This is a genomic window from Robertmurraya sp. (genome assembly GCF_036676585.1).
Classification (GTDB): domain Bacteria; phylum Bacillota; class Bacilli; order Bacillales; family Cytobacillaceae; genus Robertmurraya_A.
Genome location: NZ_JAKFCQ010000067.1, coordinates 88,577 through 109,773, shown reverse-complemented (window position 1 = coordinate 109,773; position 21,197 = coordinate 88,577). Strand labels below are relative to the sequence as shown.

General features: G+C 40.6%; 18 protein-coding genes. 1 reads left to right on the top strand and 17 read right to left on the bottom strand.

Annotation, left to right across the window (positions count from 1 at the left end; translation table 11 throughout):
- The 9 genes from ACGLXV_RS08950 to ACGLXV_RS08910 form a co-directional block, all read right to left on the bottom strand.
- A partial coding sequence (locus ACGLXV_RS08950; RefSeq protein ID WP_391558324.1) for a methionyl-tRNA formyltransferase occupies positions 1-407 on the bottom strand: 407 nt, incomplete at its 3' end.
- Entirely contained in the window at positions 404-889 is a 486-nt protein-coding gene (gene def / locus ACGLXV_RS08945) for a peptide deformylase (RefSeq protein ID WP_160545638.1), read from the bottom strand. The genes def and ACGLXV_RS08950, both read right to left, overlap by 4 nt.
- 66 nt (positions 890-955) lie before the next feature.
- A complete protein-coding gene (gene priA / locus ACGLXV_RS08940) occupies positions 956-3,358 on the bottom strand; it encodes a primosomal protein N' (protein ID WP_391558323.1) in 2,403 nt (800 codons plus the stop codon).
- Complete coding sequence (coaBC, locus tag ACGLXV_RS08935) at positions 3,355-4,563, bottom strand: bifunctional phosphopantothenoylcysteine decarboxylase/phosphopantothenate--cysteine ligase CoaBC (protein WP_391558322.1); 1,209 nt, start codon at positions 4,561-4,563, stop codon at positions 3,355-3,357. The genes priA and coaBC overlap by 4 nt, the downstream gene beginning before the upstream one ends.
- Before the next feature lie 108 nt (positions 4,564-4,671).
- Positions 4,672-4,884: a DNA-directed RNA polymerase subunit omega gene (gene rpoZ, locus ACGLXV_RS08930; RefSeq protein ID WP_119707491.1), complete on the bottom strand. Its 213-nt coding sequence runs from the start codon at positions 4,882-4,884 to the stop codon at positions 4,672-4,674.
- A 4-nt stretch (positions 4,885-4,888) separates the two neighbouring features.
- Positions 4,889-5,503, bottom strand: coding sequence for a guanylate kinase (gene gmk, locus ACGLXV_RS08925; protein WP_119707490.1), 615 nt, complete (start codon positions 5,501-5,503; stop codon positions 4,889-4,891).
- Between the two features lie 9 nt (positions 5,504-5,512).
- Positions 5,513-5,776: an extracellular matrix/biofilm regulator RemA gene (gene remA / locus ACGLXV_RS08920; RefSeq protein WP_066053091.1), complete on the bottom strand. Its 264-nt coding sequence runs from the start codon at positions 5,774-5,776 to the stop codon at positions 5,513-5,515.
- Positions 5,777-5,835: 59 nt separating this feature from the next.
- On the bottom strand, positions 5,836-6,720 hold the full coding sequence (locus ACGLXV_RS08915) for a YicC/YloC family endoribonuclease (RefSeq protein WP_391558321.1): 885 nt from the start codon (positions 6,718-6,720) through the stop codon (positions 5,836-5,838).
- A 69-nt stretch (positions 6,721-6,789) separates the two neighbouring features.
- Positions 6,790-9,468, bottom strand: coding sequence for a calcium-translocating P-type ATPase, SERCA-type (locus ACGLXV_RS08910; RefSeq protein ID WP_391558320.1), 2,679 nt, complete (start codon positions 9,466-9,468; stop codon positions 6,790-6,792).
- 304 nt (positions 9,469-9,772) lie between these two features.
- On the opposite strand from ACGLXV_RS08910, the gene ACGLXV_RS08905 reads away from it, so the two are divergent.
- Positions 9,773-11,482: an Rqc2 family fibronectin-binding protein gene (locus tag ACGLXV_RS08905; protein WP_391558319.1), complete on the top strand. Its 1,710-nt coding sequence runs from the start codon at positions 9,773-9,775 to the stop codon at positions 11,480-11,482.
- A gap of 85 nt (positions 11,483-11,567) precedes the next feature.
- Here the strand turns inward: ACGLXV_RS08905 and pyrE are convergent, their stop codons facing one another.
- From pyrE to ACGLXV_RS08865, 8 genes are read right to left on the bottom strand one after another with little or no spacing between them, the layout of a single operon-like run.
- Positions 11,568-12,203 (bottom strand): orotate phosphoribosyltransferase, encoded by a 636-nt coding sequence (gene pyrE / locus ACGLXV_RS08900; protein WP_391558318.1) that lies wholly within the window; start codon positions 12,201-12,203, stop codon positions 11,568-11,570.
- Positions 12,184-12,915: an orotidine-5'-phosphate decarboxylase gene (gene pyrF, locus ACGLXV_RS08895; protein WP_391558317.1), complete on the bottom strand. Its 732-nt coding sequence runs from the start codon at positions 12,913-12,915 to the stop codon at positions 12,184-12,186. Before pyrF ends, pyrE begins: the two co-directional genes overlap by 20 nt.
- On the bottom strand, positions 12,887-13,828 hold the full coding sequence (locus ACGLXV_RS08890) for a dihydroorotate dehydrogenase (RefSeq protein WP_391558316.1): 942 nt from the start codon (positions 13,826-13,828) through the stop codon (positions 12,887-12,889). The genes pyrF and ACGLXV_RS08890 overlap by 29 nt, the downstream gene beginning before the upstream one ends.
- Positions 13,825-14,604 carry a dihydroorotate dehydrogenase electron transfer subunit gene (locus ACGLXV_RS08885; RefSeq protein ID WP_391558315.1) on the bottom strand — a complete coding sequence of 260 codons (780 nt, stop codon included), beginning with the start codon at positions 14,602-14,604 and terminating at the stop codon, positions 13,825-13,827. Before ACGLXV_RS08885 ends, ACGLXV_RS08890 begins: the two co-directional genes overlap by 4 nt.
- A complete protein-coding gene (carB, locus tag ACGLXV_RS08880) occupies positions 14,601-17,816 on the bottom strand; it encodes a carbamoyl-phosphate synthase large subunit (protein ID WP_391558314.1) in 3,216 nt (1,071 codons plus the stop codon). Before carB ends, ACGLXV_RS08885 begins: the two co-directional genes overlap by 4 nt.
- Positions 17,795-18,898, bottom strand: coding sequence for a carbamoyl phosphate synthase small subunit (locus ACGLXV_RS08875; RefSeq protein WP_391558313.1), 1,104 nt, complete (start codon positions 18,896-18,898; stop codon positions 17,795-17,797). Before ACGLXV_RS08875 ends, carB begins: the two co-directional genes overlap by 22 nt.
- Positions 18,895-20,181, bottom strand: a complete 1,287-nt coding sequence (locus ACGLXV_RS08870; protein WP_391558312.1) for a dihydroorotase — start codon at positions 20,179-20,181, stop codon at positions 18,895-18,897. The genes ACGLXV_RS08875 and ACGLXV_RS08870 overlap by 4 nt, the downstream gene beginning before the upstream one ends.
- Entirely contained in the window at positions 20,144-21,076 is a 933-nt protein-coding gene (locus ACGLXV_RS08865) for an aspartate carbamoyltransferase catalytic subunit (RefSeq protein ID WP_119710525.1), read from the bottom strand. Before ACGLXV_RS08865 ends, ACGLXV_RS08870 begins: the two co-directional genes overlap by 38 nt.
- Positions 21,077-21,197 lie beyond the last annotated feature (121 nt).

Sequence of the window (21,197 nt, the reverse complement as noted above, 5' to 3'; positions counted from 1 at the left end):
ATCGTTATTCCTGTTTTCTCTTTACCTTGAATGATGGAGTAATGGATGGGAGCCCCTCCACGCAATTCTGGTAACAGAGAGGCATGAACATTAATGCATCCGAGCGGTGGCGCTTCTAACAGCTCCTTCGGAAGGATTTGTCCGAACGCTGCCGTTACGACTAAGTCAGGCTTTAAGCTTAATACTTGATCCAAGTCCTCTCTTACACGAATTTTTTCAGGTTGAAGAACAGGAATGCCATGCTTTTCCGCTTCTACTTTTACCGGAGGTGGAGTAAGTACTCTTTTTCTTCCAACTGGGCGATCTGGTTGAGTAACTACACCGATCACCTCGTATCCTGCTTCTATCACACTTCTTAATACGGGAACAGAAAAATCAGGAGTGCCCATAAATACTATTTTCGTCATTCGCTTTCGACTCCCTCTAACTCTTCTTCAGTCAAATACCTTGTTACTTTGGATGTAAATAGGATGCCATGAAGATGATCGATTTCATGAAGAATCGCACGTGCTAAAAAATCTTCTGCTTCGATCACAAACGCTTTTCCTTTTCGGTTTCGAGCTTTCACCTTTACAAAATACGGTCTTGTTACCTCTCCGTAAACTCCTGGGAAACTAAGACAACCTTCCGGACCTGTTTGTTCGCCGGACACTTCTAATATTTCAGGGTTAATGAGTTCAATCGTCCCCGACTCATCGTCTATATCAACGATGGCAATTTGTCTTGCTATGCCAATTTGAGGGGCTGCAAGACCTACCCCATCGAATTCAATCATAGTATCATACATATCATTTAGTAGCTTTTCTAGTTTTTTATCAAATACCGTTACTCTCTCACATTCTTGCTCAAGTACCTCTGCAGGATGAGTAACTAGCTTCTTTACCGTCAAAATACTTCCTCCGATTTTTTCATATTTATCACTATTCTCTACGAAAACAACTCGCTTCATAACTAACTACATGAGAATATAAGGATTCACGTCTGTAGAAATGGTTAACCCGGTTGTTGCAGATTCATGCTGATATTGATCAAGTACAGTTTTAATGGCACGACCTAACTGTGGCTCACGTTTGTATTTTATCAAACATTGGTATCTATATCTATTTTTGATTCGAGGAATTGGTGAGGCAACAGGCCCTAGAACAATCGCTTCTGGAGAAAGACTATTCCGAATGTATCCGGTAATCTTCTCTGTCACCGACACCACCTTCATCAAATTCTCATGGCTTACTGTGATCAGGGATATATAATAGAAAGGGGGATAATGGTGAAGCTTTCTTATTTGCATTTCCCTTTCATAATACAAATCATAGTCCTGCTGAGCAGCAAACTGAATACTGTAATGCTCAGGCGTATAGGTTTGTACTATTACTTCCCCTGTTAGCTCATGTCTTCCGGCTCTTCCACTTACCTGTGTAAGCAGCTGAAAGGTTTTCTCAGATGAACGGAAATCAGGGATATGCAGCATCGTATCAGCTGAAAGAACTCCTACGAGTGTAATTTTAGGAAAATCTAATCCTTTTGCTATCATTTGCGTCCCTAACAGAATATCTGCTTTTCCTTCACCAAAATTAGTTAGCAGCTTTTCATGCGCCCCTTTTTTTGAAGTCGTATCCACATCCATTCGGATCACTCTTGCCTCTGGCAACACTTTGCCAAGTTCTTCTTCAATCTTCTGTGTGCCAGTCCCAAAATAACGAATATACTCAGATTGGCATTCTGGGCATTGTGTTGGAACAAGGGACTCATAGCCGCAATAATGACACTTCATTCTCTCGCTAAATCGATGATAAGTTAACGAAATATCACAATCCGGACAGTTAACAACATACCCGCAATCTCTACACATCACAAAGGAGGAATGTCCTCGTTTGTTTAAAAACAATACTGTTTGCTCCTGCTTTTCGAGTCTATCTTTCAATTTTTCCATTAATACCCTTGAAAACATGGAGCGATTTCCTTCGCGAAGCTCTTCTCTCATATCCACGACTTCAACATGAGGCATCGGACCACTATTCATCCGGCTCGGCAATGTTAAAAGCTCATACACACCTTTTTTTGCGCGAGCAAATGATTCGAGTGCTGGAGTTGCGCTTCCTAGTACAACCGGACAGCCATATTTTTTGGCACGTTGAATCGCAACGTCTCTTGCATGGTATCTAGGATTTTCTTCTTGCTTATAACTTGTTTCATGCTCTTCATCAATGATAATAATTCCGAGGTTTTCAAAGGGAGCAAAAATGGCAGACCTTGCCCCTACAACCACTTTTACTTCTTTTCTTTGAATCTTTCGCCACTCATCGTATTTTTCCCCTGTAGAAAGTCCGCTGTGCATGACAGCCACTTCATCTCCAAATCTTCCTTTAAACCGTTTCACCATTTGTGGAGTTAAGGCGATTTCTGGGACGAGAACGATCGCTTCCTTTCCTTTCTCTAACACTCGTTGAATCGATTGTAAATATACTTCCGTTTTTCCACTTCCTGTTACCCCATAAAGTAAGAATACTTTATGAAGATCTTCTTCAATGGTTTGTAAAACGGGGGTAATAGCTATTTTCTGCTCGGGGGTTAACGGTAAAGCCTGTGTCCGTTCAAATACACGATTCTCGTAAGGATCTCGGTACACTTCTACTTCTTCTTCCCTTAACATTCCTTTATTAACAAGACCCTTTATAGCAGATGAAGAGGTGTTTAATAGGTTCAGCAAATGTTGTAAAGGGACTGGATCTGGGTTCGCTAGGAAAAACTCTATAATTTCCCTTTGCTTCGTTGCCTGAATGGATAATAGCTTGAGTGAATCGGATAGCTCCTCTTCATTCACATGTGGCATAACATACTTGCGCTTTTTCTTATTCACCCGTTCCTTTACTTCATATATAAATTCAACATGGCCACTAGCGATTTCTTTTTGTAATACCTTCCATGTATCCTCTTTAATCGTATCAAAAGGGACAATAAGACTTTTCTCAAATACCTTTTTTAGGACCTGTGGCAACAGATTCAAATCGGTCGTCACGCGGACTTTTTTTTCGTATTTCGCTTTAAGTGCTGCCGGTAGCATCACCTGATAGGCAGAAATTCGATAACAAAGAGTTTCTTCGGATAACCAATCCCCAAGCTGTAAAAGTTCTTCATTTAATACCGGTACAATATCCATAGGAGCAATAATATCTCTAAGCTTTTCAAACTCTGAGCTAGGCTGTAAGGAAATGACAAACCCTTGAATTTTCCGTGGCCCAAACGGAACAACCACCCTCATTCCTGGGGTGATAACCCCTTCTAAATGCTCAGGAATGCGATAATCAAATGGTCTGTCGGTTTGCTTAGCTGGGACATCCACAATTACACTCGCAATCATTCAGCTTCCTCTTTTGGTAGGAGCTTTAAAGCCTCTAAAAGAAGGTTTTTTGCCGCTTCTTGCTTTGTCATTAATGGTAACGAGATAGAATGTCCATCTCGCTTGTATATTGTTATTTTATTTGTATCTGTCCCAAATCCCGATCCTTCTTCTGCAACATTATTTGCCACGATGATATCAGCATTTTTCTTCTCGAGCTTTCTCATCGCGTACTCTTCTACATGATCCGTTTCCGCAGCAAAACCAACCAATACTTGGTGCTTTTTGATTTTTCCAAGCTCAAATAAAATGTCCTTGGTTCTTTCTAATTCGATGCTTTCATTGCCTTCCTGCTTTTTAATTTTGCGGTCAGAAACCGTCTTTGGCTTATAATCAGCAACCGCAGCTGTTTTTACAACTAAATCACTAGATTCATATTGGGCGATTGTCTCATCAAGCATGTCCTGCGCACTTTCCACATGGATAACCTTAACTCCCAGTGGCGGCTCAATGGAAACAGGTCCTGTGATGAGAGTAACCTCCGCTCCAAGATTCCTAGCTTGCTCGGCAATGGCATACCCCATTTTTCCGGACGAAAAATTCGTAATATATCGGACAGGATCTATTTTTTCTCGTGTTGGACCTGCTGTTACAAGTACCTTTCTACTCTTTAAAGGAGTATTCATAGGTTGGAAAAATTCAGCAATTTTCTCAACAATTGTCTCGGGCTCTTCCATTCTGCCTTTCCCAACATAGCCACATGCTAAATAACCCTCTCCAGGCTCGATAAATCCATATCCGTAGCTTCGTAATGTTTCTAAATTCTTTCTCACTGCAGGATGGTCATACATATGAACGTTCATTGCAGGGGCAATCCATACTGGTGATGTTGCAGCCAGCAAGGTGGTAGTAATCATATTATCAGCGATTCCATTCGCTAGCTTTCCAATGACATTCGCTGTTGCCGGAGCAACAACGATTAAATCTGCCCAATCAGCCAAATCAATATGGGCAATTACCTTTGAATTCTTTTCATCAAACGTGTCTATATGCACATCATTTCTTGAAAGCGCCTGAAAGGTTAAGGGTGTCACAAATTTTGAAGCCGATTCACTTAAAATGACCTTTACTTCAAGCCCAGCTTGGGTGAGTTTGCTTGTTAAAGCTGCCGCTTTAAAAACAGCAATTCCCCCAGTAACACATAGTAAAATCTTCTTTCCTCTCACAGAAAAAACCTCCGTTCGATAAACATCTTTCTTCCATTATGCAAGAACATAACTTCATTTGCATCTTTAAAACAAAAAACAACCTAAAATTTAGGTTGTTCCCCGTCTTTATTCAGCTGATTCGTCTTTTACGATACGGTAAGTAAGCTTATCGGCATGAATTTCTTCTAATGCTTTTCCAACCTGCTTATGAGAAACATACTTATCTAAGTGCAGGTTTTCTCCTTGTTGTAGCTTTCGTGCTCTTTTTGCAGCAACCGAAACTAGTGAATACTTTGAGTCAATTTTTGTCATTAATGAATCAATTGATGGATATAACATAGGATTAATCTACCTCCAAAATTCTTCTATATCTAGGTTCTACTCGTTCACGACGTAAATGCTCGGCAATGACGATCGCTTTAATTCTTTCAACAGCTCTGTCGACTTGGTCGTTTTCCACAACATAATCATATAAATGCATCATTTCTAATTCTTCTCTTGCTGCATTCATTCGATTGTTGATTACATCCTCAGTCTCCGTACCACGTGTGACAATCCGGTTTTTCAACTCAGATAAACTTGGCGGAACGAGGAAAATAAAAAGTCCATCCGGAAACTTCTTTCTAACCTGTCTTGCACCTTGTACTTCAATTTCCAAGAAGACGTCTTTACCACTATCTAATGTTTGTCTTACGTAATCAACGGGTGTCCCGTAGTAATTGCCCACAAATTCGGCATACTCAAGTAGCTTTTCCTCTTTTATAAGTTGTTCAAATTCTTCTCTAGATTTAAAGAAGTAATCAACTCCATCAACTTCCCCTTCTCTTGGAGCACGGGTAGTCATTGAAATAGAGTATTCAAAGGCGGTATCAGGCTGTGAAAATACCTCTTTCCTTACCGTACCTTTTCCTACTCCAGAGGGTCCAGATAATACAATTAATAACCCTTTTTCTTGCATGAATCAATCCTACCCTTCATCAATAATATCATCTTTATCATTTAATCGGGCCGCAACCGTTTCTGGCTGTACCGCAGAAAGAATAACATGGTCACTATCCATCACAATTACTGCACGAGTTCTTCTTCCATATGTAGCATCTATTAACGAACCACGATCCCTAGCATCTTGAATAATTCTCTTTATCGGAGCTGATTCAGGACTAACGATAGAAATAATTCGATTTGCAGAAACAATGTTTCCAAAACCGATATTTATTAGTTTAATTGACATGATTGTCCTCCAATCATAAGAATTATTTTTACCTTCCTAAAGCTTTTCTAAACCAAGAGCTATTCAATATTTTGAATCTGCTCCTTAATCTTTTCGATTAAGCTTTTTAACTCCACCACTTCGGCAGCTATCTTTGCATCATTTGCCTTTGATCCGATTGTATTTGTTTCCCTATTCATCTCTTGAACAAGGAAATCAAGCTTTCTTCCAACAGGCTCCTGATCATTTAGGAAGGTATTAAATTGCACAACATGACTATCGAGTCTTGTGAGCTCTTCATTGATATCTGCTTTATCTGCAAAAATGGCAATTTCAGTCACGATTCTCGCTTCATCCAGCTGCAGGTCTACATATTCTTGAATTCTCTTTTTTAACCGATTCGCGTATTGTTCAACCACAGTTGGCGCATATTGTCTAAGTGCTTGGACAGTCGATTGTATCTTTTCAATATGTGAGCGAATATCCTGTTGCAATGCCTTCCCTTCCGCTTCACGCATATTCACACAATTTTGAGCAGCCTCTATGCTTGCATCTAACAAAAGCTCTTCGATACACTCGGTGCCAGATTCTTGCTCTTCAATACTAAATATCTCGTCACGATTAAGTATATCCTTTAATGAAACACTCTCATTAATTTGAAAACGTTTCTGAATTTCCTTTATGTACTGAAGATAGTCCTCTAAGAGACTCCAATCGACTAAGAGTTTTCGATTTGTCAGTTCTTCACCTTCTATGGTAATGAAGACCTCAATTCTTCCTCTTTTTATGTATTCATTTAGCTTCTTTTTTAGCTTATCCTCGAAGTTAGAAAGACTTCTAGGTATTCGGAAGTGATATTCGGCAAATCGGTGATTCACCGTTTTAACCTCAACAGTTACCTTGATATGTTCATTGCTGCGGATGCTCCTACCAAAGCCTGTCATGCTCTTTACCAAACCCAACACCCCATAACTTTTTGTGTATAGAAAAAGGTAATAGAGCTTTCTCTATCACCTTTTGGATTATAACATACTTTATTTATTTTTACTTGCCAAAAATGAACCTGCTAGTAAAAAAGTTGGGATTGAAGCAAAACCAATGACTAATAACCAATCACGAAGAGCCAGTGGAACGGTATGGAAGATTGGTTGTAATGGCGGATAGTACATAACTACTAGCATTAAAGCTAATGAAGAAATAACCGCCCATACAAGATACATGTTTCCGAATGGATTTCTTGAAAAAACTGATTTTTCACTGCGGCAATCGAAAACATGAATCAGTTGAGCTAAAACAAGAGTAGCAAAAGCAACTGTTTGAGCATGGATTAAATCATTAGGATTTTCATTATACGAAATCATAAACGCAAGCAAAGTCGAAGTTCCAATTAAAAAGCCTCGCGATATGACCTTCCACCCTAACCCTCTTGCAAAAACACCTTCTTTAGGACTCCGCGGACCACGCTTCATCACATTTTCCTCTGGCTGATCTAGACCTAACGCCATCGCTGGCAAACCATCCGTTACAAGGTTAACCCAAAGAATTTGAATCGGCACTAGAGGAAGTGGGAGTGCAAGTAACATGGCAAACAGCATCACTAATATTTCACCAACATTGGAAGCAAGCAGATAACGAATGAATTTACGAATGTTCTCGTAAATATTCCTTCCTTCTTTAATCGCTGCTTTAATCGTTGCAAAATTATCATCAAGAAGAACTAATGCAGACGCTTCTTTCGCTACATCTGTACCGGTAATTCCCATTGCAACACCAATATCAGCTGCCTTAATAGCCGGCGCATCATTGACCCCATCACCAGTCATCGCAACGATATGTCCTCTACTTTGTAATGCTTTTACAATCTTTAACTTATGTTCTGGAGAAACACGTGCGAATACTGAAACATCATCCACAACTTCTTCAAGTTCTTCTACAGACATTTCATTCAGTGCATTACCATCTAGCACCTTACTTTTTGGTGTTAAAATACCTAGCTGTTTGGCAATCGCCTTCGCTGTAATGATATGATCTCCTGTGATCATGACAGTCTTAATGCCTGCTTCTTTACATTCTTTAACTGCATGCTTCACTTCTGGTCGTGGTGGATCAATCATCCCTTGTAACCCGATAAAAGTGAGATCCTTCTCTGCTTCTCTTTCATCAAGGATGAGCGTTCCAGGTGATACCTCTCGGTACGCAATCGCGATCGTACGTAATGCTTGAGATGCTAACCCTTCAATGGCATCCTTTACTTTTTCCTCCATGTCACGAGACATAAACTGTCGACGATTTTCCCAGAGGATCGATTCACTTTTTGAAATCAACACGTCTGGGGCACCCTTTGTAACAATAAATTGTCTTCCGTTCGTATCCTTTACAACAACACTCATCATTTTCCGGGCTGAGTCAAATGGAAATTCTTTTACTAATTCATACTGCTTGTGAAGTTGGTCTCTTGTAAATCCTGCTTTTAGTGCAGATACGAGAAGCGCACCTTCTGTAGGATCTCCGTCAATAACATATTCACTGCCTTTTTGAGTGATCTCTGCATGGTTACAGAGCATGCCAAACATCAGCATCTGCTGAAGTGCTTTTTCTTCTTTTATAGAAACCTTATGATCTCCCCGATAGAATTCGCCTCTTGGCTCATAACCAACTCCACCAACTTGGGAAACCTCTCCACCACTCCATAAATGGGTAACGGTCATTTTATTCTGTGTCATCGTTCCAGTTTTATCAGAGCAAATAACAGAAGCACAGCCTAACGTTTCAACAGCAGGAAGCTTACGAACGATGGCTTTTTGCTTAATCATCCGTTGAACTCCAAGGGATAAAGCAACTGTTACAATTGCAGGTAGCCCCTCAGGAATCGCGGCTACCGCTAAAGATACCCCAGCTAAAAACATTGTATATAAATCGTGCCCGCCAAATACCCCTGCAATCACAACTAATACAGTTAAAAGAAGGGCTGCTGTGATCAAAATTTTCCCTAATTGCTCTAGTCTTCTTTGGAGAGGTGTTTCCATTGTTTCCGCATTTTGCAGCAGGTCAGCAATTTGTCCCATCGCTGTTTTCATTCCGGTTCCAACGACAACTCCAACACCGCTTCCCCTCGTGATCATCGTCCCCATAAAGGCCATGTTTTGCATATCACCAAGGCCAAGGTTTTCTTCTTGCAATTTGTTATCAGTTTTTTGTACAGGTAACGATTCTCCTGTTAGTGCTGATTCCTCAATTTCTAAACTATTGGTTTCTATTAATCTCACATCTGCCCCGATTCGGTCGCCACTTGTAAATCGTAAAATGTCTCCTGGTACGACCTCTCTAGAAGCAATTTTGATCCAGTTCCCGTCTCTTAAGACATATACTTGTGGCGCAGATAACTCTTTTAGGGCCTGAAGGGAACGTTCGGCTTTACGCTCTTGGAAAAAACCTAAAAATCCATTGATAATGACAATCGCGATGATAGCAATCGCATCTATATACTCACCTAACAGTCCCGAAATTAACGTCGCTGCTAATAAAACAAGAACCATGAAGTCTTTGAATTGACTAAAGAATAAGATTAAAGCGGACTGCTTTTCTCCTTCTTCTAGCTCGTTGAATCCATGTTGTTTTATTCGATTTACTGCATCAGCCTCAGATAAACCGACCATGTAATCAGTATTTAAGGCTTTTTCTACTTCCTTTTTTTCCATCCCATGGAATTTCATCCGGCAATCCCTTCCTCCTATAATTTTCAACAGAGTTGTCCCAACTCACTCTAAACTAAGCTTATTCAGCCTCGTCCAAAAAAATGATATAATTATTACAAAAGTGGAAGCGACCGGTCAGCGACGTATGGACTGGAGCGCTTTGACTGAGATAAAGGAAACACGAAGAGCAAAGCGATTCGATGTTGACTTATCGTAGGGAAAAGAGCGAAGTACACTAGTCGCTGGTCGCTGGAACTGGACGTTTCAAAAGTGGAAGCGACCGCTATTTTGAAATGCAATTTATAGAAAAGGATGTTCTCTTATGTCATTTGACGGACTGTTTACACGCGCTATCACTAAGGAGCTTTCTGAGGCTTTACGCGGTGGACGTATTAATAAAATTCATCAACCATTTAAAAATGAAATTGTGCTTGTTATTCGTGCCGGTGGAAAGAACCATAAGCTTTTGCTTTCTGTTCATCCTAGTTACGCGAGGGCACAAATAACCACAGAGTCTTATGAAAATCCAAATGAGCCTCCAATGTTTTGCATGTTATTAAGAAAGCATCTAGAAGGATACATATTAGAGGATATTCATCAAGTGGGACTTGAAAGAATGATTGTTTTGGATGTGAAGGGAAGAAACGAACTCGGAGATCTGTCGAGCAAACAACTCGTTATTGAAATTATGGGACGCCATAGCAATATTATCTTAATTGATAAAACACGAAACATGATTTTAGACAGCATCAAGCATGTTTCTTATGCTCTTAACAGTCATCGTGCGATTCTACCTGGTCAGGAGTACAAGCTTCCTCCTGCGCAAAACAAATATAATCCTCTAGAGGCAACAGAGGAGGATGTGTTAAAGAGAGTGGACTTTAATGCAGGAAAGATAGATAAGCAGCTGGTTGAGCAATTTGCTGGTTTATCTCCTTTATTAGCAAGAGAAATCGTCCATGAAGCAGGCATTGCCAACCGGAATACCTTGCCCAAAGCTTTTATTAGTCGCATGGAAAAAATTAAAACCTATCAAAATGAGCCATCGATTATGAATGCCCACGGAAAAGAAATGTTTTACCTTTTCCCAATGACTCATACATCAAGTGAAGTTCAGTCGTTTTCCAATATAAGCGAAATGCTCGATCGTTTTTATTTTGGGAAAGCCCAAAGAGACCGTGTGAAGCAGCAAGGAAATGATCTGGAACGGTTGATTAATAATGAACGAGATAAAAACAAAAAGAAAATTGATAAGCTTCAAAAAACGTTGGTAGATGCACAAAATGCAGAGGAATATCAATTATTTGGGGAGTTATTAACGGCCAATCTCTATGCAGTTGAAAAAGGAATGACATCGGTCGAGGTTATTAATTATTATGATGAGAATGCTGGAATGGTTACCATTCCACTCGATCCTCAGAAATCACCTTCAGACAATGCGCAGCGATACTTTACAAAGTATCAAAAAGCAAAAACAGCACGTAAGATTGTTCAAGAACAAATTGAAAAAGCGAACGAGGAAGTGCTGTATTTTGAGACATTAATTCAACAAATGGAGACCGCCTCTATCAAAGATATTGAGGAAATTCGACAAGAGTTAATTGAAGAAGGATATATTCGTGACCGACAAAAAAATAAATCAAAAAAACAAGTAGTAGCAAAGCCAGTACTTGATCAGTATGTATCCTCCGACGGAACAGACATCCTGGTGGGGAAAAACAATAAGCAAAACGATTATTTAACGAACAAAGTAGCTAGTCGTGACGATGTATGGCTTCATACTAAGGATATTCCTGGATCACATGTTGTCATTCGAAGCAAAACTCCTAGTGATAACACTATTCTAGAAGCAGCCAATATCGCTTCCTATTTTAGTAAAGCACGAAGCTCAAGCTCCGTTCCCGTTGACTTTACACAAGTAAGACATGTAAAGAAACCAAATGGCGCAAAACCCGGTTTCGTCATATATGACAACCAACAAACGGTATACGTCACACCTGACGAAAACCTTATCATCCAGTTAAAAAAGTAAAAAAAAAAGGGTGTCAGACACCCCAAATGGACAGATTCGCTGTTTTTGTCCGTCTGGGGTGGACACTCTTTTTTCTGCATTTATATTATGCTTTTACTACCGGTTTCCAAGCTGTTGGGTCTTGGCTCCAGCTACGAAGACTAGCTACTGCATCCTCTTCGATGCTTCCAGCCGCTAATGCCACATCTACCAATGTTGAGAAATCGGTAAGAGAATATGTCTTAATGTTTGCTTCCTCTAATAGCTTCTTCCCTTTTTCCAGCTCATACGTGAAGATAGAAACGACTCCTAATACTTCACAACCTGCTTCCCTTAATGCATCAACTGCTGTAATTACGCTTCCGCCTGTTGAGATTAAGTCTTCCACTACTACTACTTTTTGTCCTGCAACGACACGGCCTTCAATCTGATTTCCTTTGCCATGCCCTTTAGCTGATGAACGGACATAACTCATCGGTAAATCAAGTAGTTCACTTACCCATGCCGCATGAGGAATCCCAGCAGTTGCTGTTCCAGCTACCATTTCTGCATCAGGGAAGTGCTTAAGTATAAGTTCCTTTAGTCCAGCTGCAATCTCTCTTCTTGCTTCAGGGAAAGATAAAGTTAGTCGATTATCACAATAAATAGGTGATTTAATTCCTGATGTCCAAGTAAAAGGTTGATTCGGTTGTAACGAAACTGCTCCGATTTCTAAAAGTGTGTTAGCTATTTTTTGTTTCATATACTTTTCCCTCCCACGCGTTTTTGTAAAGCTGATAAGCTAGTACCGGATCTTCGGCTCTTGTTATAGAACGACCTACAACAATCATGGACACACCTGCGTTCCTAGCAAACTCAGGAGTGGCTACTCTCTTTTGGTCACCAACTGACTCCGAACTCATGCGAATTCCTGGTGTAACAGTTAAGAACTGTTCACCTAATTGTTCACGGATGATCTTCACTTCATTTGAAGAGCAAACCACACCATCAAGTCCTGCATCCTTCGTTACCTTTGCATAATGAAGAACGGATTGTTCGAGGCTCACTGAAATTAATTGTTCACCCTTCATTTGTTCCTCTGAAGTACTAGTTAGCTGTGTTACTGCGATGATGCTTGGTCTTTTCGCACCTGAAGCCGTTCCAGCCTCAAGACCTTCTAGAGCTGCCATCATCATTTCTTTTCCACCTGCCGCATGAACATTCACTAAGTCACAGCCTAGACTAGCTAGATTTCTCATCGCACGCCCCACTGTATTTGGAATATCGTGCAATTTTAAATCTAAGAAAATATCATGACCCATGTCCTTTAATTCTTTAACCATAGCAGGGCCTTCTTTATAAAAAAGCTCCATGCCAACTTTAACGAATAGTTGCTCATTATTAAATTTCTTTAAAAAACCGTACACATCATTTTTATCTGGAAAATCAAGAGCGATGATAAGCGAGTTTTTCATTCTTCTTCCAACTCCTTCCCGTACATTCTGAAATATGATCAAAACCAAGTTCATTTAATAACGCTGGAAGTTGTTCAATGATTTTCGGACATACGAGCGGATCGACAAAATTAGCTGTACCAACTGCCACCGCACTCGCTCCGGCATAAAAAAATTCAATCACATCTTCTGCCGATTGAACGCCACCCATCCCAATAATAGGAATATTTACGTGCTGACTTACTTCATAAATCATTCGAATCGCAACCGGTTTAATCGCAGGACCTGAAAGCCCTCCTGTATTATTAGCAAGCACAGGCTTACCTGTCTTCAAATCAAGCCTCATGCCAATTAAAGTATTAATCATGGTTAACCCGTCCGCACCGCCTGCCTCTACCGCCTTGGCCATCTCAACAATATTCGATACATTCGGTGAAAGCTTGACATACACAGGTACACTTGATACTTCTTTCACCTTTTTCGTTAATTCCTTTGCCACTTCAGGAATCGTTCCAAAGGCAATACCACCTGTTTTTACATTCGGGCAAGAGATATTCAGTTCTAGTGCATGAACATTACTTACCTTTGAAATTTCACGTGCAACCTCAATATAGTCCTCTTCAAGTGAGCCAGCCACATTTGCGATGATCGGAACATCAAATTGGTCTAACCAAGCAAGCTCCTCATTAATAACCTTTTTAAGGCCAGGATTTTGTAAGCCAATCGCATTCAACATCCCAGCAGTTGTCTCTGCTACCCGTGGAGTTGGATTCCCAAAACGAGGTTCTACTGTTGTTGCTTTAATCATTATGGAACCTAATGTACTTAAATCATAAAACTGACTATACTCTCTACCGAAACCAAAGCATCCTGACGCAGGCATGATTGGGTTTTTTAATTGTAAACCAGGTAGGTTCACCGCTAGTTGACTCATATAAGAACCTCCCCTCCTTTAAACACTGGCCCATCCGTACAAACCTTTTTATAAGTATATCCTGTAGGGTCTTCCTGTGTTCTACATACGCATGCAAAGCAAGCTCCAATTCCACAGCCCATTCGCTCTTCAAGAGAAAGATATACTTTTTTCTCAGGGTACGCAGTCTCTAATGCTCGTAACATCGGGGTAGGACCACATGTGTACAATGTCTCAAACGAAAGATTCTGTGCGGAGATCACATCCGTTACAAATCCTTTCTCTCCATGAGATCCATCAACCGTTACGATAAACGTCTCACCTAATTCGGCAAATTTCTGTTCGTAAAATACCGCATCCTTTGTTGCAAAGCCTAACACATGAATGACATTCACGTTTCGCATCTTTAGCCTTAGAGATAATTCATATAGCGGAGGTACACCAATGCCGCCACCTACTAAAAGGGCGGTTGATCCAGCCTTAGCTTCCTCTACTGGAAATCCATTTCCTAATGGCCCTAGAACGTCTACAACATCCCCAACTTTTTTCTGTGCAAGTAGCTTTGTTCCATTACCTTCTGCCCGGAAAATCATCGTAAACATGTCATTTGCTTGGTCGATTTTTGCAATACTAATTGGTCTACGCAAAAGTGGATCTACACTATCACTAACTTTTAGATGTACAAATTGACCTGGTTCATTCATCTGTTGGACGAGCTCACCCTTAAGGGTGAGCTCAAAAATATTGTGAGCTATTTCTTGATTGGAAATTACGATACATTCCTCATTGCGAATCATAGTAGTACTGCCTCCCTGCTGTCTGCGGGACTTTTCTCCATCGCCTCAGCTGAAAAATTCATTGATTCAATTACTCGTAAAATGGCCTCTGCTGTATCTAATGAAGTTAAGCAAGGAACACCGTTTTCAACTGATTCTCTACGAATTCTAAACCCATCACGTTCTGGCTGCTTTCCTTTTGTTAATGTGTTAATCACAAACTGCGCTTGGCCGTTACGAATAACATCAACAATATCAGGATGGCCTCCACCAATCTTCTCAACAACCTTCACTGGAATTCCTTGTTCTTGGAAGAACTTCGCTGTCCCTTCCGTTGCCATAACCCGGAAGCCGATTGAGAAGAAACGCTTTGCGATCCCTAAAGCTTCTTGCTTATCTTTGTCAGCAATCGTCATAAGAACCGATCCAAATCCTTGAATTTTCATTCCTGAAGCAACTAATCCTTTGTAAAGGGCTTTTTCAAGTGTGTGGTCTTTCCCCATAACCTCACCAGTCGACTTCATTTCTGGTCCTAATGTAATATCAACTCGTCTTAGCTTAGCAAAAGAGAACACCGGTACTTTAACGAATACACCTTGCTTTTCTTCTACCAGTCCTGTCTCATAGCCTTGCTCCTTCAGTGATAAGCCAAGAATCGCTTTTGTTGCCAGATTAGCCATTGGTACGTTTGTAATTTTACTTAAGAATGGCACCGTACGGCTTGAACGAGGATTTACTTCCAACACATATACTTCCTCTTTAGCTACAACGTATTGAATATTGAAAAGTCCGATGATTCCTAGTCCTTTTGCCAATCGTACAGTGTAATCAATTAGCTTATCTTTTACTGCCTGAGTAATGCTTTGTGGTGGGTACACAGCGATTGAATCTCCAGAATGGACTCCTGCTCTTTCGATATGCTCCATGATTCCAGGAATGATTACTGTTTCGCCATCGCAGATTGCATCTACTTCTATTTCTTTTCCTGTTAGGTAGCGGTCTATCAATATCGGATGCTCAGGGTTAATTTTCACCGCTTCTTTCATGTACTGTAGAAGTTCAGCCTCTTGGTAGACAATTTGCATCGCTCTTCCACCAAGAACATATGATGGACGAACTAACACTGGATAACCAATCGAACTAGCGATTACTGCTGCTTCCTGAGCAGTTCTTGCTGTTTTACCAAGTGGTTGTGGAATATTTAACTCCTGAAGTGCTGCTTCAAAACGATCGCGATTTTCAGCACGGTCAAGATCATCCAAGCTTGTTCCGAGAATCTTTACTCCTCTTTCTACAAGTTTAGAGGCTAAGTTAATCGCTGTTTGTCCACCAAACTGGACAACCACGCCAGCTGGCTTTTCTAAGTCAATTACGTGCATGACATCTTCTATTGTTAGTGGCTCAAAGTATAGCTTATCTGAGATACTAAAATCGGTTGAAACTGTCTCTGGGTTATTGTTAATGATGATTGCTTCATATCCTGCTTCTTGAATCGCCCATACTGCATGAACCGTAGAGTAATCGAATTCAATCCCTTGGCCGATTCGGATTGGACCAGAACCAAGCACAATTACACTTTCACGTTCAGTAACAATCGATTCATTTTCGTCTTCATACGTACCGTAGTAATAAGGGGTTTCAGACTCGAACTCAGCTGCACATGTATCAACCATTTTATAGACTGGAACAATGCCCTTTTCTACTCTCCAATCGTAAACAGCACGCTCATTTGACGCCCATAGCTTAGCAAGGGTACTGTCAGCAAATCCTAGTTCCTTTGCTTCTCTCGTGATTTCCTCGTCAAAAGGAAGAGTTTGTAACTTAGCTTCGAACTCGACAATCTTAGCAAACTTTGCAAGGAAGAATAGATCAATTTTGCTCCATGCATGGATGGTTTCGATCGTGACTCCACGTCTTAACGCTTCTCCGATATAGAACAGGCGCTCATCTCCAGCTTTACGAATTCGTTTCTCAAGTAACTCATCAGAAATTTCATCTGCATCGTTTAGTGAAAAATGAAACACATTCGCTTCAAGTGAACGAATTGCTTTTAATAAAGATTCCTCAAAGGTACGACCAATCGCCATTACTTCACCAGTAGCCTTCATTTGTGTACCTAGTGTACGGTTAGCACTTTCGAACTTATCAAACGGCCATCTTGGAATTTTTGAAACGATATAATCAAGTGCAGGTTCAAAACTTGCATAGGTTTTTCCTGTTACAGGGTTCATCATTTCATCAAGTGTTAACCCAACTGCGATTTTTGCAGCAAGCTTAGCAATCGGATATCCTGTTGCTTTAGATGCTAGCGCAGATGATCTACTTACACGTGGATTTACTTCAATGATGTAATAATCATAACTGTCAGGATCTAAAGCTAGTTGGACGTTACAACCACCCTCAATTCCAAGGGCACGGATGATTTTTAATGATGTGTTTCTAAGCATTTGATACTCACGATCACTTAGCGTTTGACTCGGTGCAACAACGATCGAATCACCTGTATGAACACCTACTGGATCAATGTTTTCCATATTACATACAACGATCGCATTGTCATTAGCGTCTCTCATTACTTCGTATTCAATTTCTTTGAAGCCAGCAATGCTTTTCTCTAATAAACATTGTGTAACCGGGCTATTTTTCAACCCACTTGTTACGGTTTCAACCAATTCCTCTTCGTTATGACAGATACCTCCACCCGTTCCGCCGAGTGTAAACGCTGGACGAACGATAACTGGGTAACCAATTTGTGCCACGAAGTCATATGCTTCTTCAAGTGTATGAATAATTTCACTTTCAGGTACTGGCTCGCCTAAGTCATTCATTAATGTACGGAATAAATCGCGATCCTCTGCTTGCTCAATGGCTGAAAGCTTGGTACCTAAAATTTCTACATTACATTCTTCAAGAACTCCAGAGTTAGCTAACTCTACTGCTAGGTTTAAGCCTGTTTGTCCTCCAAGTGTTGGGACAAGTGCATCTGGACGCTCTTTTCGGATGATTGTGCTAACGAACTCCAGAGTTAGTGGCTCAATATACACAGCATCTGCCATCGTTGTATCTGTCATAATTGTTGCTGGGTTTGAGTTTACTAAGATGACACGGTACCCTTCTTCTTTTAATGCGATACACGCCTGAGTACCTGCATAATCAAATTCTGCTGCTTGCCCAATGACGATGGGACCTGACCCGATAACTAGTATGCTTTTTATATCTGTACGCTTTGGCATTCGATTGCACCTTCCTCTTTTTCTGTCTCAATCAACTGTAAAAACTGTTCGAATAAATAATTTGCATCCTCTGGTCCTGGTGATGCTTCCGGATGATACTGGACTGTAAATGCTTTTGCTTCTTTATGCTTTAATCCTTCAACAGTACCGTCATTTAAGGCGATATGTGTAACCTCTAAAGGAGTTCCTTGAAGCGATTCTTCTTCAACTGTGTACCCGTGGTTTTGTGAAGTAAGAGCAACTTTTCCTGTTGCTAAATCCTTCACCGGATGGTTCGATCCTCGATGTCCAAATTTCAACTTAACTGTGTTTGCTCCACATGCTAAGGCAAATAACTGATGACCTAAGCAAATTCCAAACAGAGGAACATGTCCAATGATTTGTTGAATCATTTCAATTGCTTCTGGAACATCCTTAGGGTCTCCAGGTCCATTTGAGAGCATCACTCCGTCTGGCTTCAAACGTTTAATTTCTTCAGCTGTTGTGTTATATGGAACAACAATTACGTCACAATCACGCTTATTTAATTCACGTAAAATTCCATGCTTCATTCCAAAGTCAACAAGAACGATTCTTCTTCCTCTACCAGGGCTTGCATAAGCAGATTTTGTGGAAACCTGCTTTACTTGATCGTTTCTAAATGGGGCTTTTAACCCCTCGAGCACTTCCTCGACACTTGCATCGATCGAACAGATGGCACCCTTTAGTGCACCATATTGTCGAATGATTCTTGTAAGCTTTCTTGTATCCACACCTGAAATTCCAGGAATATTCTTTTCTTTTAATAATTCATCTAATGTTTTTTCGTTTCTCCAGTTCGATGCAAACTCTGCTGCTTCCTTAACAACCATTCCATGAACAGACGGAGAAATTGATTCAAAATCATCACGATTAATTCCGTAATTTCCAACAAGCGGATACGTAAAAGTAACGATTTGTCCACAGTAAGATGGGTCAGAGAGAATTTCCTGATAACCAGTCATTCCGGTGTTAAACACGACTTCCCCCATTTTTTCTGTGTCACTTCCAAAAGCTTTTCCGATAAAAACTGTACCGTTTTCTAGAATTAATTGCCTTTTCATACTGTTACATACCCTCTTTTCCATGCGATTTTCCCAGCTGCGATTGTTACTACTGGCCATCCTTTACACTCCCAACCACCAAACGGAGTGTTTCTACCTTTTGATAAGAATGTGTTTGGATCAATACTTTCTTCTTTCGTAAGATCTACAAGTACTAGATCAGCGACCGCTCCAACCTCAAGTTTTCCATATGGTAAGTCAAATGCCTGAGCTGGCTTAACAGTTAAGAAATCTACCAGCTGCTTTTCTGTCAAAATTCCTTTTTCAACAAGATTTGTATATAAAAGCGGAAATGCTGTTTCTAAACCAACAATGCCAAATGGAGCTAGATCCATTCCCTCAGCTTTTTCTTCTGCTGTATGTGGGGCATGGTCTGTGGCGATAAAATCAATGGTTCCATCAAGTAAACCTTCAATCAATGCATCACGATCCGCTTTTCCTCTTAGTGGAGGATTCATTTTATAGTTCGAATCTAATCCTGGGATATCCTCATCACATAATAATAGGTGGTGAGGTGTTACTTCTGCGGTTACTCTAATACCTGCACGCTTGGCGTCACGTACCACACGGACCGATTCTTTCGTACTAATATGGCACACATGGTAATGACAGTTTGCTGCTTCTGCTAATAATACGTCTCGAGCAATATGAACCGATTCACATACAGAAGGAATTCCGTTCAAGCCATGTTTTTTTGAAAATTCCCCTTCATGTACAGATCCCTTATGAATTAACGTGTTTTCTTCGCAATGTGCCACGATTGGCATATCTACACTTGCCGCAAGCTGCATCGCTTGAAGCATCATATCTGCTGATTGGACCCCTACTCCGTCATCCGTGAAGGCGAATGCTCCTTCTTCTTTTAATGCTGCAAAATCAGTAAGTTCTTTTCCTAGCTCTCGTATGGTAATCGAAGCATATGGCAGCACTCGGACAGCACCTGTTTCTGCAATTCGTTTATTTAAGTTTTGAAGAGTTTCTACTGAATCTGGAACCGGTCTTGTATTAGGCATAGCTGCGATCGTTGTAAAACCACCACGAGCTGCCGCTAGTGTACCCGTAGCAATCGTTTCCTTCTTCTCTCCTCCTGGCTCACGTAAATGAACATGCAAGTCAACAAACCCAGGAGATACTAGCAATCCTGTTGCATCAATGATCTCTGCATCCTCCGCTTGAAGATCCGGACCAATCGCTGCAATCTTTTCGTCTTTTATTAAAATATCGACTGCCTCTTTTTGTCCTTTATCAGTAAGCCATTGACCATTTTTGATGAGAATTGTCATTGAATTTTCCCCCTTCAGATTGTTGTAATGCTCTTTTTAATACTGCCATACGAACGTAGACGCCATTTTCCATTTGCTTAAAGATTCTCGAACGCTCGCATTCTACTAAACTATCAGCGATTTCTACATCTCTATTTACTGGCGCAGGATGCATAATAATGCTTCCTTGTTTCATTCGTTTCTCTCTTTCTACTGTTAACCCAAAAGCTTGGTGATAATCAACCGTTTCTCCACCAACTTGATGTCTTTCGTGTTGGATACGGAGGAGCATGAGCACATCAACTGTTTCTGTTAACGTATCAATATCTTCATAACTTCCATATTGTAAAAGCTCTTGGTCAATCCATTCTTTTGGTCCCGAGAAGACGATCTCTGCCCCTAATCGGTGAAGGGCAATCGCATTTGACCTTGCCACACGGCTGTGTATTAGGTCTCCCACAATTCCTACCTTAAGGCCTTGAAAATGTCCGTATTCTTCGTAAATCGTTAATAAGTCGAGCAACGATTGAGTTGGATGATGACCGCATCCATCTCCAGCGTTAATAATTTTAACGTTTGTTTTGCCAACTAGCTGCTTGAAGTACTCATCTTCTGTGTGGCGAATGACAACTGCCTGGACACCAATGGATTCTAAAGTTCGAACCGTATCATATAGTGTTTCTCCTTTAGTGATACTTGATAAGTGTGTTTCAAATGGAATAATGTTTAAGCCTAGTCTTCTTTCAGCAATTTCAAAACTACATTTTGTTCTAGTACTCGGTTCAAAAAACAAGTTTGCAACAAAGGAAGATTGATTAGGCTGCCACGCAGCACCCTCAGAAAATTTTTTCGCCTCTGCAAGGATGTCGTATATCTCGGTAACGGAAAGCTCTGAAGTAGTAAGCAGATTCATGATCAAAACACTCCTTTTGTGGTTTATGTAAAAAATAGCACCCTTGACTTTTTTGTCAGGGTGCTATGCAGATAGGCAGAAGCAGAACACACCCGACTAAGGTATCTCCACTTCTCCTATGCAC

Bases quoted from the DNA above. Each gene is read 5' to 3' on its own strand.
- priA (WP_391558323.1), bottom strand. From the start codon at position 3,358: ATGATTGCGAGTGTAATTGTGGATGTCCCAGCTAAGCAAACCGACAGA.
- rpoZ (WP_119707491.1), bottom strand. From the start codon at position 4,884: ATGTTATATCCATCAATTGATTCATTAATGACAAAAATTGACTCAAAG.
- gmk (WP_119707490.1), bottom strand. From the start codon at position 5,503: ATGCAAGAAAAAGGGTTATTAATTGTATTATCTGGACCCTCTGGAGTA.
- remA (WP_066053091.1), bottom strand. From the start codon at position 5,776: ATGTCAATTAAACTAATAAATATCGGTTTTGGAAACATTGTTTCTGCA.
- ACGLXV_RS08910 (WP_391558320.1), bottom strand. From the start codon at position 9,468: ATGAAATTCCATGGGATGGAAAAAAAGGAAGTAGAAAAAGCCTTAAAT.
- ACGLXV_RS08905 (WP_391558319.1), top strand. From the start codon at position 9,773: ATGTCATTTGACGGACTGTTTACACGCGCTATCACTAAGGAGCTTTCT.
- pyrE (WP_391558318.1), bottom strand. From the start codon at position 12,203: ATGAAACAAAAAATAGCTAACACACTTTTAGAAATCGGAGCAGTTTCG.
- pyrF (WP_391558317.1), bottom strand. From the start codon at position 12,915: ATGAAAAACTCGCTTATCATCGCTCTTGATTTTCCAGATAAAAATGAT.
- ACGLXV_RS08890 (WP_391558316.1), bottom strand. From the start codon at position 13,828: ATGAGTCAACTAGCGGTGAACCTACCTGGTTTACAATTAAAAAACCCA.
- ACGLXV_RS08885 (WP_391558315.1), bottom strand. From the start codon at position 14,604: ATGATTCGCAATGAGGAATGTATCGTAATTTCCAATCAAGAAATAGCT.
- carB (WP_391558314.1), bottom strand. From the start codon at position 17,816: ATGCCAAAGCGTACAGATATAAAAAGCATACTAGTTATCGGGTCAGGT.
- ACGLXV_RS08875 (WP_391558313.1), bottom strand. From the start codon at position 18,898: ATGAAAAGGCAATTAATTCTAGAAAACGGTACAGTTTTTATCGGAAAA.
- ACGLXV_RS08870 (WP_391558312.1), bottom strand. From the start codon at position 20,181: ATGACAATTCTCATCAAAAATGGTCAATGGCTTACTGATAAAGGACAA.